This window comes from Paenibacillus cisolokensis (genome assembly GCF_018403665.1).
Classification (GTDB): Bacteria; Bacillota; Bacilli; order Paenibacillales; family Paenibacillaceae; genus Paenibacillus_AH; species Paenibacillus_AH cisolokensis.
On the sequence record NZ_BOVJ01000125.1, the window covers coordinates 1 to 13572 of the forward strand.

The 13572-nt window shown below is 58.2% G+C and carries 14 protein-coding genes; 1 reads left to right on the plus strand and 13 read right to left on the minus strand.

Annotation, left to right across the window (positions count from 1 at the left end):
* The first annotated feature begins 136 nt into the window (after window positions 1-136).
* Window positions 137-637: a hypothetical protein gene (locus PACILC2_RS17130; RefSeq protein WP_213529717.1), complete on the plus strand. Its 501-nt coding sequence runs from the start codon at window positions 137-139 to the stop codon at window positions 635-637.
* On the opposite strand, the gene PACILC2_RS17135 is transcribed toward PACILC2_RS17130, so the two are convergent.
* The 13 genes from PACILC2_RS17135 to PACILC2_RS17185 form a co-directional block, all read right to left on the minus strand.
* A complete protein-coding gene (locus PACILC2_RS17135; protein ID WP_213529719.1) occupies window positions 570-1757 on the minus strand; it encodes an MFS transporter in 1188 nt (395 codons plus the stop codon). The two genes, PACILC2_RS17130 and PACILC2_RS17135, sit on opposite strands and share 68 nt — an antisense overlap.
* A 352-nt stretch (window positions 1758-2109) precedes the next feature.
* The gene (locus PACILC2_RS27140) at window positions 2110-2694 is read right to left on the minus strand and encodes a glycosyltransferase (protein ID WP_244863585.1); all 585 of its coding nucleotides are present in this window, start codon (window positions 2692-2694) and stop codon (window positions 2110-2112) included.
* Window positions 2681-3049 carry an MGDG synthase family glycosyltransferase gene (locus PACILC2_RS27145; protein ID WP_244863586.1) on the minus strand — a complete coding sequence of 123 codons (369 nt, stop codon included), beginning with the start codon at window positions 3047-3049 and terminating at the stop codon, window positions 2681-2683. Before PACILC2_RS27145 ends, PACILC2_RS27140 begins: the two co-directional genes overlap by 14 nt.
* The gene (locus tag PACILC2_RS27150; protein WP_244863593.1) at window positions 2983-3249 is read right to left on the minus strand and encodes a hypothetical protein; all 267 of its coding nucleotides are present in this window, start codon (window positions 3247-3249) and stop codon (window positions 2983-2985) included. The genes PACILC2_RS27145 and PACILC2_RS27150 overlap by 67 nt, the downstream gene beginning before the upstream one ends.
* Window positions 3250-3417: 168 nt before the next feature.
* Window positions 3418-4839 (minus strand): NAD-dependent succinate-semialdehyde dehydrogenase, encoded by a 1422-nt coding sequence (locus PACILC2_RS17145; protein WP_213529721.1) that lies wholly within the window; start codon window positions 4837-4839, stop codon window positions 3418-3420.
* A gap of 13 nt (window positions 4840-4852) precedes the next feature.
* Window positions 4853-6520: a thiamine pyrophosphate-binding protein gene (locus PACILC2_RS17150; RefSeq protein ID WP_244863587.1), complete on the minus strand. Its 1668-nt coding sequence runs from the start codon at window positions 6518-6520 to the stop codon at window positions 4853-4855.
* A 21-nt stretch (window positions 6521-6541) separates the two neighbouring features.
* Window positions 6542-7372 carry a nitroreductase family protein gene (locus PACILC2_RS17155; protein ID WP_213529723.1) on the minus strand — a complete coding sequence of 277 codons (831 nt, stop codon included), beginning with the start codon at window positions 7370-7372 and terminating at the stop codon, window positions 6542-6544.
* A complete protein-coding gene (locus PACILC2_RS17160; RefSeq protein ID WP_062490939.1) occupies window positions 7373-7891 on the minus strand; it encodes a GNAT family N-acetyltransferase in 519 nt (172 codons plus the stop codon).
* On the minus strand, window positions 7884-8918 hold the full coding sequence (locus PACILC2_RS17165) for a M14 family metallopeptidase (RefSeq protein WP_213529725.1): 1035 nt from the start codon (window positions 8916-8918) through the stop codon (window positions 7884-7886). The genes PACILC2_RS17160 and PACILC2_RS17165 overlap by 8 nt, the downstream gene beginning before the upstream one ends.
* On the minus strand, window positions 8915-10294 hold the full coding sequence (purB, locus tag PACILC2_RS17170) for an adenylosuccinate lyase (RefSeq protein ID WP_213529727.1): 1380 nt from the start codon (window positions 10292-10294) through the stop codon (window positions 8915-8917). Before purB ends, PACILC2_RS17165 begins: the two co-directional genes overlap by 4 nt.
* A gap of 45 nt (window positions 10295-10339) precedes the next feature.
* Window positions 10340-11506: an amidohydrolase gene (locus PACILC2_RS17175; RefSeq protein WP_062490934.1), complete on the minus strand. Its 1167-nt coding sequence runs from the start codon at window positions 11504-11506 to the stop codon at window positions 10340-10342.
* A 24-nt stretch (window positions 11507-11530) separates the two neighbouring features.
* On the minus strand, window positions 11531-11854 hold the full coding sequence (locus PACILC2_RS17180) for a 2Fe-2S iron-sulfur cluster-binding protein (RefSeq protein ID WP_213529729.1): 324 nt from the start codon (window positions 11852-11854) through the stop codon (window positions 11531-11533).
* Complete coding sequence (locus PACILC2_RS17185; protein ID WP_244863588.1) at window positions 11851-13554, minus strand: FAD-dependent oxidoreductase; 1704 nt, start codon at window positions 13552-13554, stop codon at window positions 11851-11853. The genes PACILC2_RS17180 and PACILC2_RS17185 overlap by 4 nt, the downstream gene beginning before the upstream one ends.
* Window positions 13555-13572 lie beyond the last annotated feature (18 nt).

The window sequence follows — 13572 nt, forward strand, 5'->3', positions numbered from 1 at the left end:
GCTGAAGGCGGGGCACACCGGTGACGATTTCACGGAAGGCGAAGCGCACCGACGGACTGGTGACGATTATACGTAAGATGCTGCACACCCTTCTTCCGGGCGAAACATAGGATGGTGAAAAAAGGTGCGTGATTCTATGAACTGCAAATCTTCAAAACCGTCGAGATCGCGCCCGATCCGGTATTATAATCTGAAATATGATTTCGGCATCGATTTCCCGCGCTGGTGGGGCAAATATATCGTCGTCGCCCGTCCCCGAACGATCGGAGGAGACGTGTATCTGCCGTTTTTGTTCCGGTACGGCGGCAAAATTTACGACCCGGTCTTCACGATCGTCATTTCCCCTTTCGGAGCGAGAAAGTGGCGCCGGCGATATGGCGACTCGCCGCTGGTGTTTATCGGGGAACGCCGCGGCCGTTCCTACAGCTACATGCTGCCCGAGGAGCTGCCGGACGCCTTCCTCAAGCCGGACCGATCCGATTACGATTACCGAAAGTATCGCATGCCGTTCCGGCTGCTGACCCGGATGGTCCGTACCGCCCCTGGCCTGCTGAAATCGTTCCGGTTGTCTAGCGTGCGATGCTGCGCCCCGCGGCGATTAACCAGACGAGAAAAATGCCGCACAGCAGCGCAATGAAGCCATAGCCGCCGAATACGTCATACCGTGCCGAGAAAAGGCCGAAACCGAGCCCGGCCAGCATGCTTACCAGATTCGCTCCGAGCGATTGGAACGAATCGATCGTCGCCCGCGTCGCCGAGCCGGTCCGGTGATGCAGATAGCCGCTGACGACCGGCTCCATGACGCCGGAGAACAGGCAGACGACGAGCATGGCCGCCATTCCGGCAACGTCACGGCTAACGGCGGCGTATGCGAAGCCGATGACGAAGACGGCCGTAATGCCGATGAGCAGCGTTCTGCGGCCGATCCGCTCGGCCAGCGCATGCGCGAGCAGGCTGCCGGGCAGCTGCAACAGCATGATGGCGGTGGACAGCGCGCCGAAGAAGACGACCGGCACCTCCAGCCGGTTCGCGTACAACTGCCAAAATTCGTACAGGTAGACCATCGCCGTGCCTGTCACCATGCCGGAGAGAACGACGAGGCGGACGTCCGGATTTTGGCGGAAAAAGCGGAGGGACTCCGTTACATACCGCTTGAACGGCATCTTACCGCCGGCCGCCGCACCCTCTCCGACTTCAGCCGCTTTCGGTTCGGCAAGCAGCATCGACAGCATCAGGGCGATCAGCGCGCTGCCGAACGACAGCCAATAGTTCAGTTCCAGGTCGAACCGGGCGGCGAGCCAGCTGCCGCTGAGCGCGGCGAGAATGGCGGCGGCAAGGTCGCAGGCGTTCAGACGACCGAGCTGCTTCTCGAACGACGACGCCTTTCCTTGCAGCTGCAATGTATCGTAAAGCAGCGCATTCTCCGATCCGCTGCTGGCCGAACGGCCGATCCCCGCCAAAAACACGACGACGGCAAAATGCCAAAACTCGGTTGCGAACAGCAGGATGACAAATTCACTGCACCCGAGCAAGGCGCTTGCCACCATCATCCGCTTGCGGCCCCACCTGTCGGCCATCATGCCGGTCGGCACTTCCAGCAGCACGATCGTCAGGGCGTAAATGATTTCCGCATACACCACCATCTGAATGGTCATGCCCCGCTCCTCCCAAAACAGCCTCTCGATCACATAAGCCGGGATAAGGCTGGAGAAGAACCGGAACGCGAACAGTATGCGGATGTTGACCAAGTTGCTCATGATCGACATGTCAACTCCTCTCCGGAATCCGATTGATCATGCGGGACAACCGGAACCGGGGGAGCCCGGGCAAAGCGGAACGTTACCGATTAACAGGGCGGTCTGGCGAATATCGTCATCGTTGGCTCTCCTTTTGTTGGATATATTGTATATTATAAGAGAAACGGACCGATGGAACCACGCCGCGAATACAAAGCGCAAGTCTCAATCTTGAAGTGGAATGCCGATCCTTTCTCCCTCCTTGAAATCTTATGATCAGGCAGATGTCAATGTTTCATCCAACTTCGCATTCAAAAGTCCCGCTTGACCTCAACAGGCCAAGCGGGATTCGTCGTTCAGGACACAATTAATATTAACTCACCGGAGCACCGATCATCGGGCAAGAAGGTCCAAAACAACTTTCGCTCCGGCAAGAGGATCGTTGTTTTTGTTGGAATTGTTTGATATTCTCATACAATCCTTTGAATGCTTCCGGAAAAAGCAGCAGCTTTTCGATCCAGCTATCCACATCGTGTTTGTTTCGGATTTGGATTGCCAAATCGCGTCCGACCAGATGCTCGCAGTTGTATTCCTCATGCCCGGGAATCGGTCCATAGATCAGCATCGGAATGCCTTTCGTCAATGCTTCGAAACATGTTAAACCTCCCGGTTTGGTAATCAATACATCCGCAGCGTCCAACAGTTGATGAATGATATTCACATAACCTAATATTACAATATGAGGGTGCCGGAAGCGTACATTGTTCTCCAGGGAAGTCTTGAGAGCTTGATTGGATCCCGTGCAAATAATGAATTGAATATCGTCCTTCCACTTGATTAAAGCATCAGCGATATCCTTGATCCCGCCTAATCCGAGTCCCCCGCCCATCACGAGAACGGTGGGCAAATTTTTAAATGCAAGCTTTTTCTCGCTTCCAACTTGTTCAGCTTTTGCCAAAATCCGATTTCACCGGAATGCCCGTAACGACAATCTTCTGCTCCGATATCCCGAAAAGAACCAATTGCCGCAATACCTCTTCATTGGATGCCATATAGATATCGACTTCAGGTTGCGCCCAAACTTGATGTACATGAAAATCGGTAATCACTGTACACAAGCGAACCCGATATCCTCTTCGTTTTAATCGGGATAAGGATGAACTGCTGAACGGGTGCGTACAGATGACGATATCGGGATTGATTTGCTTCAAAACTTTATCGAGATTTCGATGCAACAACTGGTAAATCAGAGACTGCAGCCAGTTAGGAGTGGTATGGTTCGGTTTTGACAAATGATCGTATATTTTTTCCATAAAAACGAAAATGTTGTGATGCTTTGTTTATAAATACGTAAAACAAGGTCGTTTATAGCAGGGTGAAGCATTTTGCCGATTTCGATAATATGGATTTGTACAGACGGTTCCTGAAGCGAAATGACTTGAGCCAGTGCTTCGGCTGCTTTCGTATGGCCGTTTCCGAATGCCTCCGAGAGGATTAACACCTTTTTGCGCATCGCTTTTGTTCCTCACTTCATTTGTCCTTGTGCGACAGTCTCCATCCTTAATTTCCCCCTTTTTTGTAAATATCATCCCGACAACACATCGACATAAAAGCACAAGCTTCCCGTCCGGCATGTTGCCGGCAGGAAGCTTGCTTCAGCATCAGATCGTAGTATTGCGTTTCAACCCAGATTCAGCGAAATATATTTCACTTCCAGAAACTCCTCGATCCCCCAGTGGCCGCCTTCACGGCCAATTCCGCTTTCCTTCATCCCGCCGAACGGCGCCTGTGCCGTCGCGGGCAGCCCGTCGTTCAAGCCGACGATCCCGTATTCCAGACCTTCCGAAATGACGAACGCTTCCTGGATATCTTGCGAGAAAACGTAGGCTGCAAGCCCGTAACGAGTCTTGTTCGCGCGTTCGATCACTTCTTCGGTCGTTCGGTACGTCACAACGGGTACGACCGGACCGAACGTTTCCTCGCGCATGCAGAGCATATCGTCGCTGACGTCCGTCAGCACCACCGGCGGCACAAAATAGCCTTTGGCGCTTATCGGTTCATAAGGGGTTGCAAGCTTCGCCCCTTTGTCCAGAGCGTCCTGCAGATGGTTTTGCACTTTTTCCACTGCGGCTTTGTTGATGAGCGGACCGATATTGACCCCTTCCTCCAGCCCGTTGCCCACCTTTAATTTCCGCACTTCATCCGTCAGCTGTTGCACAAAACGATCCCGAATCGATTCGTGCACGTAAACGCGGTTTGGACAAATACAGGTTTGCCCGGCGTTGCGGAATTTGGGAGCGATGAACTCCTTGACAGTCAGGTCAAGATTCGCGCTTTTCGTTATAATATACGGAGCATGTCCGCCAAGCTCGAGGGAGATGTTTTTAACCGTATCGGCGGCTTGCCGCATAAGCAATTTGCCGACACGGGTGGAGCCTGTGAAAGAGACTTTGCGCACGCGCTCATCGGCCATCCACGTTTCGCCGATCTCTTTCTCATTCCCCGTAACCACATTCAGCACTCCCGCAGGAATTCCCGCTTCATGCGCCAGCTCGGCCAGTTTATAAGCCGTAAGCGGCGTATACTCCGATGGCTTGATCACCACGGTGCAGCCTGCAGCAATGGCCGGACCTACCTTGCGGGTGATCATCGCGGCAGGAAAGTTCCAGGGCGTAATCGCGGCAACGACCCCTACCGGTTGCTTCAACACGAGAATGCGTTTGTTTGGCGCGGATGCGGGTACGGTCTGGCCGTAAACTCGTTTGGCCTCTTCCGCATACCAGGTCAGGAAGCTGGCCGCATACATCACTTCGCCGAGCGCTTCCTGCAACGGCTTCCCTTGTTCGAGCGTCATGATGCGGGCGATCGTTTCCTTGTTCTCGATAATCAACTGATGCCATTTCAGAATCAGCGCCGCCCGTTCGTTCGCGGTTTTGCTTCTCCAGGCGGGCAACGCGGCCTCTGCGGCCGCAACCGCCAGCAGCGCTTCCTCTTTCCCCGCATAGGGGGCCGATCCGACCGCTTCCAAAGTCGCCGGATTTTCTACCGTAATCCGTTTCTCGGTAGGGACCCATTCGCCGTTAATGTATAAATTCGCATCCATCCCGCAGCCCTCCTTAAGTGGTTACTGAAATATCCAAAAAGTACGGCCCTTGCGCCTGCAAGCCTGTTTTCAGCGCACCCGGCAACGATTCGACAGCGGTCACCCGTTCGGCGGGAACTCCGAACGCCTCCGCCATCCGGATCAAATCTGCGGGACCGTCAAGGTCCAGGCAATCCAGTTTGTCGCCGCCAAGCGGAGCGCCTAAAGCCTTCAAACCCTTTTTGAGCACATGGTAAGCGCGGTTGTTCACAACGATAAATAAAACGCGTGCGTTGGTCTTGACGGCGCTGTACAAGATTTGCGGATAATACAGAAACGTGCCGTCTCCGAGCAGACTGACCACGGTTCTTTCCGGATCGGCTATCGCCGTACCGACCGCTTGAGCCGCACCGTGCCCCAGACCGCCGCCTTTGCCCGCCGTATATTGTTTCGGTTCCCAGAGGTGAATATGATCGATGAAGGGCAGCGCATTCGAAACCGCTTCGTTGACAATCGTAAACTTGCCGTCTTTCGGCAGCAGTTTCGCCAATTCCGCCGCCACGATCTTGGCCGTAATGGCCCCGCTCTGACGGTCGGCGTCAAGCGCCTGCTCCAATTGTTCCCGTCTCGCCCGCGCTTTCGCTTCCACTTCCCGGAGTCTTTGACGAACCTGCTCCTGATCGAAATCCGCGCAATCGGTTATGAGGTCCGCTAACGCTGCCAGGCTCGCCTTCAGCGCTCCCCACGCGCCTATGCCGCCCGCCACATTTTTACCGATCTCCCAAGGATCGTCGTGCAGATAGAGCATGGTCGTGCCGGGCTTCACGAAGCTTCCTCCGTTATCGTACAGCGCCACAGGCGCTTGCGCCTTGACGCCGACATAAAAGAGAAGATCGTATTCGCTTAATATTCGCCGAATTTGGCCCGCATTCATGGGCAGCGTTCCGAGGAAGCAGCGATGACGGTTGTCCGCATTTTGCCTTGTCGGCATTCCCTCGGACATGACGCCGGCGCCAATCCGTTCCGCGAGCCGCTGCAATTCGAGATGGGCGCCGGCATCGCCGACGCCATCCCCCGCCAAAATCAGCGGCCGTTTCGCGCGCAGCAGTTCCTTCGCGATCTCCTCGAGAGCTGCGCGCTCCGCGCAAAAGCCGGAGGCCACCCTCGTCGGCGGGGCAAGCCGATCGACTGCCGCCGGCGCAATCGAAATATCGTAAGGGAGGGACAGAAACACCGGACCGCGCGGCGGGGTCATCGCCACCTTGAACGCGCGGTGCAGCGCCAGCGGCAGCTCTTCGGCATACCGGACCTCGTGAGCCCACTTGGTCATACTGCGGACTTGCCCGACATGATCTCCCGCCAGAATCGGCTCCTCAAGCAAGAGGCGGGTGTGATGCTGTCCGGCGATGACCACCAGCGGGATGCCGGCACGGTACGCGTTATATAAATTACCCATGCCGTTCGCCAAGCCGGGCGCGACATGAAGAATGACAACCCCCGGCTTGTCCGCCTGCCTGGCATACCCCATAGCCATTCCCACCGCGTTCGCCTCATGGAGCGCGGTGACATATTCAACATCCGCGTATTTCGGGAAACCGTCGATAAACGGCAGTTCGGACGTTCCGGGATTGCCGAACACGTGGGATACGCCATACTCGCGAAGCAACTGAAACAATAAATCCCGGCCCAATGTCACGGTCACTCAATTGGCTCCTTCCTGTTTCTATTCCAGTACGAATCCGTGTTCTTTCAAAAAGGGAGCCAGATCCCGCCGAAAATCGTTGCCTCGCGCCATCCGGCGTGCCGTATGCTCCGCCCAGCCGTAATGCCCCGTATCTTGTTCCGGTTCCGGCGTTACGCCGGGAATGCGAACGCGCCGTCCTTTGTAAATATCGGTTTGCGCCATTCGCTTGTCGTAAGCATCGATGCCTTGTTCCATGCCCGCAGGCGAATATTTCTCCTGGTGCACGACAACCGATTGCGGAAGACGCGGCTTTACGCTGCTCGGACTTGCCGGGTATCCGACCGCAAGACCGATGGTCGCGAACACCGACGGCGGCAGCTCCAGAAACTCCGCAACTTCGCGCGCCCGATTGCGGATCGCGCCGACCATGCAGCAGCCAAGACCCAGGCTTTCCGCGGCAAGGGCCGCGTTCTGAGCCGCCAACGCGCTGTCGATGACGGAGACGAGCAGCAGTTCCAAATAATCGGAGCCAAAGCGGTATCCCTGTCTGGCTGTCACATATTTATGCCGGTACGAATCCGCGCAGAAAGCGAGAAACAGCGGCGCCTGCTCGATAAACGCCTGATTGTCGCACAATTCCCGCATCCGGCGCTTCCGCTCGGGGTCTCGAATGACGACGACGCTCCAGGATTGAAAATTCGAGGACGTAGGGGCGCTTTGCGCCGACGCCATCATCATCTCGACCAGCCCTTCGGGCAGCGGACGGTCGGGATCGAAATGGCGCACCGACGAGTGGCGCGTCATCTGATCGATCACCGGGTTTCGCAGCGCCTCAAATACCGGCAGGCCGTCAATTGAAAAACGATCCATTCAGTGTCCTCCCGCTCCTTGTCCCACCATGTCCGGTATGAGTATCTTTTTCATATATATCGTAATATGTCCGCGCCCGAGATCTTTCGAGCCTTCGATCACATAATTGCGCCGTTTGTACATTTCGATCAGCCACGGATGGCGATCTGCCGTGCCCAGGGAGACGGCCGGGGATTTCAGCGTATCGCGCACCATCGTTTCCTCGCACCAGGTGATCATCTCCCTGCCGAGCCCTTTGCGTCCGGCATCCGGGTCACTGGCGAACCACCAAAGGTGAGGAACGCCGAAAGGTCCGGGCGACGGTCCCCACGGCATCCGGATCGATATCGTCGAGAGCACCTTCCCGTCCTCTTCCATCAATAAGCACATATTTTCGCGAATATTTTTCTCCACCAAGGCCAAATCTGCCGTAGCCGCAGCAAAGTTAATGCCCATCTTGCGAATCGGTTCGTAGGCCCGAAGCGTCAAATCCAGCAGTGCGGGCGCATCCTCCAAGGTCGCCAAACGAAAATTAGCCATGTTGTTCTTCATCCTCCTGCCATTCCAAACCGACGAACGCCACACGGTCACCCGTATCGACCGGCGGGTTCTTCCGGCTTGCGATGATATACATATCTTGTTCGGCGCGAATCTCCTGGACGGTGCCAAACATATCCACAATACGGCAAACGAGCTCCCCGCGCTTCACCACCGATCCGCTGGGGGCGCTGTCGACAACGAGCCCGCCGTGATCGGCATAGAGGAACCGGCGCCGGGTAATCGTGATCGACCGCGCTTGCGGAGCGGCAGCCGGCGCTTCCGGCCAAATCCCGAGCTCATGCAGAATGCTTGCAATTCCCCGTTCCCCGAAGGAAACCATGTCCGGTTGAATGTGACCGCCCGAACCAAGCTCCGTCATGAAAGCCGGAATGCCGTGCTTCAGACATTGCACGTCCAGAAATCCGGCGACATTGCCCGGCAGCTCGTTCAGGCTGCCTCCCAGGTCGACCCGGCAATGCGCCGTGCCGCCGAATACCCGGGCCAGCCGTTCCGCCTGATCGCATACTTCGGCGGAAGCTGACGGCAGCCGTTTAAAGACGGTATAGGGAAGCGCATCGTAATGCGTGCCCAACGTATGAAAATCGACAAGATGAGTCGCCAGCCGCCGGATCTGCTCGAACAGATGATGCGCAAGCCGCTGGGAGAGCGTCCCGTTCGGATCTCCCGGGAATTGCATATCCATATCCAACCCGTCCTGCGGCGTGTTTTTCTGCCTTGCCTGGAACGCCAGCGGATTGGAGATCGGCGTGGCGATTACCGCACCGGCCATTTTCTGCGGATCAAGCTTCGGAAGCAGATTGCGAATCGCCATCGGACCGTTCAATTCGTCGCCATGAACCGCTCCGTTGAGCCACAGGCACGGGCCGGGGCGGGCGCCGTTCACGATCATGACCGGCATCAGAATCGGTCCGCGATGGGAAAGCTCGGCCACCTTGACCATGCCGGCCGCAAATTCGCCCGGCGCGGCTTCGACCTCTCCCCATGCGATCGTTCTATCCGCGCTCATTGCGGTTCAGCCTCCTGCAGCCAGCCCGAGGCTTCGGCCGCTGCCAGCACCCGGTCCACGATTTGCGGCGCCGATCCCAGATAAGCGGACGGGTCCATCAGATTTTCCAGTTCTTCTTTGCCGACCGCTTCCCGCACGCGTTCGTCAGCCATCAGCACATCACGGAAGGGGATTCCCTCTTCCACGCTCTTCATGCACAGCTCGTAGACGACCTCATGCGCCGTCTGTTTCCCCATCGGCTTCGCCAGAACGAACATGACGCGCTCGGAAAGCAGGAGTCCTCCGAGCATATTCAGGTTGCGCAGCATGTTCTCCGGCTTCACGACCAAGCCGGCGAGAATGTTCTTCGCGGAAGCGAGCTGCGCGGCAAGGTAGATGCAGCTTTCCGGAATGGCGATCCACTCGCCGCGCCAGGACATGGCGTCGCGTTCGTGCTCGACAATCATCGATTCCTGCACGAGCGCGGCGTTGTAGCGAATCGGCTTGGTCAGACTCGCCAGACCCTCCAGCGCGGCAGGATTCCGCTTGTGCGGCATGGTCGAGGAACCGATTTTACCGGAAGTGAACGGCTCTTCCACCTCGTCCAGCTCCGTACGCATCAAATTGTACAATTCATTGCCCATTTTGCCGAGCGTGCCGCTGATCATCCCCAGCAAGCCGGCATATTCCGCCGACCGGTCGCGGGACGAATGCCAGCATATGTTCGGCGCTTGCAGTCCAAGGCGCTTCATCGTCAGGCGCTCCACTTCCGGGCCGAGCGGACCGAAGGAAGCGTAAGTGCCCACCCCGCCTGCCAGCACGCCGGTAAATACCCGGGACTCGGCCTCGCGCAGACGGTCCAGATGGCGAATGACCTCGTCGAGAAGCACCGCGATTTTGAAGCCGAAAGTGGTCGGCAGCCCCTGCACCCCGTGCGAGCGCCCCGCGATCGGGGTATCCCGGTACTCGCGCGCAAGCCGGGCCATCTCGCGGGCCACCGCGCGCAAATCGCGGACGATGATGCGATGCGCTTCTTTGAGCTGCAGCATCATCCCGGTATCCACGATATCCTGGGTGGTCGCGCCGTAATGCACCCATTCCCCGTGTTCAGCCCCGCACAGCTTTTGCAGCGCCTTCAGGGTCGGCATCAAAGAATGCTTCACCTTTTGCACTTCCTGCGCGATCTCGTGAATATTCATCAGCTCTACCTTAGCCTTGGCGGCAATCGTCTCCGCCGCTTCGGCCGGTATGAGCCCCACCTCGGCTTCGGCAAGCGCAAGCGCCGCTTCGACGTCCAGATGCTTCTGCAGACGGTTTTCGTCCGACCACACTTGACGCATCTCCGCTGTGCCGAAATTATTTTGAAGCATGATCATATCGATTACATGAGACGGCATGACACTTTTCCTCCTAGATGTCAGGTATGAATGAAGAGGGACTTCTTATCCGATCGACTTCAGCCCCAGGACGGCGGCTTCGGCGAAAAGCGCCGCACTGATGGCGATCGCATCTTCGTTCAAGGTGAACCGCGGGTGATGCCACTGTTCCGTCCCGCCCGTCCCCATCCAAATAAAACAACCCGGGATGCGTTCCTGATACAGAGCGAAATCTTCGCCGCCCATCGTCGGAACGGCCTCGACCACCCGGAGCCCCTGCGCTTCCGCCGCCCGGCGCATCATTTCCGCCATTGCCGGATCGTTATTGACCGCCGGCAGCATCGATGTCCAGTTCAACCGGGCTTCGGCTCCGTATCCGGCGGCAACGCCCTCGACGACTTGCTTCATGCGATCCGGAATGATCGCCCGCGCCTCCGGTTCGAACGTCCGCACCGTGCCTTCCAGAACGGCCGTATCCGGAATGACGTTCCAGGAGGAGCCGGCCTGCAGCTTGCACACGCTGACCACCGCCGAATAATGCGGACTGACATTGCGGCTTACGAGCGTCTGCAGCGACGTTACAATGGCGCTGCTCACCACGACCGGATCGACAACCGCCTCGGGAACCCCTGCATGGCCCCCTTTGCCGAAAATGTCAATCTCGAAACGGTCAACCGAAGCCATTAGCGGGCCCGTACGGATGCCGACCGTGCCGACAGGCAGCTCCGGCTTGTTGTGCATGCCGAATATGGCGGAAACGCCCTCGAGCGCGCCCGCTTCCAATACCGCCCGCGCGCCGACCGCCTGCTCTTCCGCCGGCTGGAACAAAATGCGTACGGTGCCGTGAAGCTCATCGGCATGATCGTGCAGCAGCTTGGCCGCGCCAATCATCGATGTCGTATGAAAATCATGCCCGCAAGCATGCATTTTTCCCGGCACCTCGGAGGCGAACGGCAATCCCGTCTCCTCGTTTACGGGCAGCGCGTCGATATCGGCGCGAAGCATAATCGTCGGTCCGGGATGCGCGCCTTTCACCTCGGCCAGCACGCCGGTCGGCAGACCGAGGTCCAGCAGACGCACCCCCGCTTCCGTCAACCATGCCCGAATCCGCTTGGTCGTCTCAAACTCCTCGTTGGAAAGCTCAGGAAATCGATGCAGTTCCCTGCGCATGCTCACCAGCTTCGATTGAAGCGAAGCGGCCTGCTCCCGAAAGGTGGCGGATATCGTTGTCATCGCCCACATCTCCTTTGCTTTATTTTATTGCGAATCAGAATCAGCCGGCCAGAAGTCCTTGGCGGTCTCCATAGCCGGCTCAATGCACAGCGGACCTTCGGGGACAAGCATTCTGCAGGAAAGGACGTTCTTCCCGTTCACTTTCACCAGACAGCTGCCGCAAAATCCCCGTTTGCAGGCATGATCGTAAAACGCAAAAGTCCCATCCAGCTCATCGGCAATGTAGCGCATCAGATCGAGGACGGTCATCCCGTCCCCGTACGGCACCTCGTACGTGGCGAACGTCACCTCGCCCGCTGCGGAAGCCTTGCGCGCAACCCGGCAAGTGACGAGTGGTTGTCTGGTCATGGATGGTTCACCTCTCCGCGAAGCAGCCGGTTGAAGCGGGCGGTCCGCCCTTCAAGGCGAACGGCGAGACTGCATGTCCAGCCGTTGTCGCTTTCCGGTGCGTCAAGGCGAACATGCGCGCCGCGGGTTTCCCGCCGTTCCTTGGCGGACGCGGCCACGCTCCAGCCGGTATCGACCATATTCCGCAGCTCCAGCGTCTTGCCCACATCTCTATTATAAATTAAAGCGCGATCGCGCGCGCCCACACGCTCCGCAATTTCTTCGCGCAGCGCATTCAGCCGTTGAATCGCCTGCTCCAATCCTTCTGCCGTACGGGTAGCCCCGGCATGCCGCTGCATCAGCGACTGCACCTCTCTCCAGCCTTCCTGCGGCCGGCTGGCAGTGCTGCTGCCCGAGCGGCTCAAAATACGCCGCACCGGCTCCAGGACTTCGTCCACGACGGACGAACCGGTACCCGCAGGCGGAAGCGGGTTTCGCAGGGCGTAAACGGCGGCGTTACGGCCGGCGATCGCGCCGAACACTTGATTTTCCGACAGCGCGTTGCCGGCCAGCCGGTTCGCGCCGTGAATCCCGCCCGCGCATTCGCCGGCCGCGTACACGCCGGGCAAGCTGGTCGAAGCATCCGGCTCGATCCTGAGCCCGCCCATAAAATAATGCGCCCCGGGAGCCACTTCCCGCTCCGCCGCGTCCGCAGCCAGCCCCACATCCTCCAGCAGCCGCTGCTGCATTTGCGGAAGCTCGCTCGGATCGATGCCCCGGGTGCTGATATACAGGCCGCCGGCGTCCGTTCCGTTGCCGGCGGCGATCTCCTGGGACATAACGCGGGACATCACATCGCGCGTAGCGTCCTTCAGCGGCCCGACGCCGTACCGGTCCCAGAAATCGTCCCCGTGGCGATTCAGAAGACGGGCGCCTTTCGGGATCAGGATGCCGGAATTGAACATCAGCCCTCTGGCTCCGGCCGGGGAAACGAGTACGGTCGGGTAATGCTGGACGAATTCCATATCCACCAATTCAATCCCCGCGCGCAGCGCAATGCCGTATCCGTCACCGGTCGCTTCGTAAGGATTGGTGTTCAATTCGTAAATTTGACTGCCGCCTCCTGTCGCCACAATGACAGCCGGAGCCTCGTAGATCCGAAGCTCGCCGGCAGGCGAATGAAACGCGGCCACGCCTTTCAGGACGCCGCGATCCACAATCAAATCCGTCGCATGCGTGAACGAATGCACCGGGATACCGGCCTTTTTCACCGCTCTTAACAGCACGCGCATCAGCTCTCGTCCCACGGTGTTGCCTACATGAAGCGCCCGCGCATAAGAATGGCCGGCGAGCCAGCCCAGATGCGGCCGCGAGCTGCCCTTCTCGACCGGATCGAACTTGACGCCGAGCCGCTCTGCGAACGCCACCGCCTCGGCAGCCTGCTCCGCGAGCACTTGCACCAGCCGCGGATCGGGTATCCCTTCGCCGGAGCGGATAATATCCGCAGCGAACAGCTCCGGACTGTCCCCCGGCTCCGCGCTCGGCACTACCGCGCAAAACGAATAATGGGCCGAGAGCGTTCCTCCCGAACGCTGCGGCTCCCCTTTCGTCAATACGACAGGGCGAGCTCCTTGCTCGGCCGCAGCCAGCGCCGCGCGGAGTCCGGCGCCGCCGCTGCCGATAATGACCACATCATAACGTTCCCTAGCGATTTCCACCATAACTCTCCCCTTCTCCGT

Excerpts from the sequence above, each read along its gene's own strand:
- PACILC2_RS17130 (WP_213529717.1), top strand. The coding sequence starts at position 137 with ATGAACTGCAAATCTTCAAAACCGTCGAGATCGCGCCCGATCCGGTAT.
- PACILC2_RS17135 (WP_213529719.1), bottom strand. The coding sequence starts at position 1,757 with ATGAGCAACTTGGTCAACATCCGCATACTGTTCGCGTTCCGGTTCTTC.
- PACILC2_RS27145 (WP_244863586.1), bottom strand. The coding sequence starts at position 3,049 with ATGGAAAAAATATACGATCATTTGTCAAAACCGAACCATACCACTCCT.
- PACILC2_RS27150 (WP_244863593.1), bottom strand. The coding sequence starts at position 3,249 with ATGCGCAAAAAGGTGTTAATCCTCTCGGAGGCATTCGGAAACGGCCAT.
- PACILC2_RS17145 (WP_213529721.1), bottom strand. The coding sequence starts at position 4,839 with ATGGATGCGAATTTATACATTAACGGCGAATGGGTCCCTACCGAGAAA.
- PACILC2_RS17155 (WP_213529723.1), bottom strand. The coding sequence starts at position 7,372 with ATGGATCGTTTTTCAATTGACGGCCTGCCGGTATTTGAGGCGCTGCGA.
- PACILC2_RS17160 (WP_062490939.1), bottom strand. The coding sequence starts at position 7,891 with ATGGCTAATTTTCGTTTGGCGACCTTGGAGGATGCGCCCGCACTGCTG.
- PACILC2_RS17165 (WP_213529725.1), bottom strand. The coding sequence starts at position 8,918 with ATGAGCGCGGATAGAACGATCGCATGGGGAGAGGTCGAAGCCGCGCCG.
- purB (WP_213529727.1), bottom strand. The coding sequence starts at position 10,294 with ATGCCGTCTCATGTAATCGATATGATCATGCTTCAAAATAATTTCGGC.
- PACILC2_RS17175 (WP_062490934.1), bottom strand. The coding sequence starts at position 11,506 with ATGACAACGATATCCGCCACCTTTCGGGAGCAGGCCGCTTCGCTTCAA.
- PACILC2_RS17180 (WP_213529729.1), bottom strand. The coding sequence starts at position 11,854 with ATGACCAGACAACCACTCGTCACTTGCCGGGTTGCGCGCAAGGCTTCC.
- PACILC2_RS17185 (WP_244863588.1), bottom strand. The coding sequence starts at position 13,554 with ATGGTGGAAATCGCTAGGGAACGTTATGATGTGGTCATTATCGGCAGC.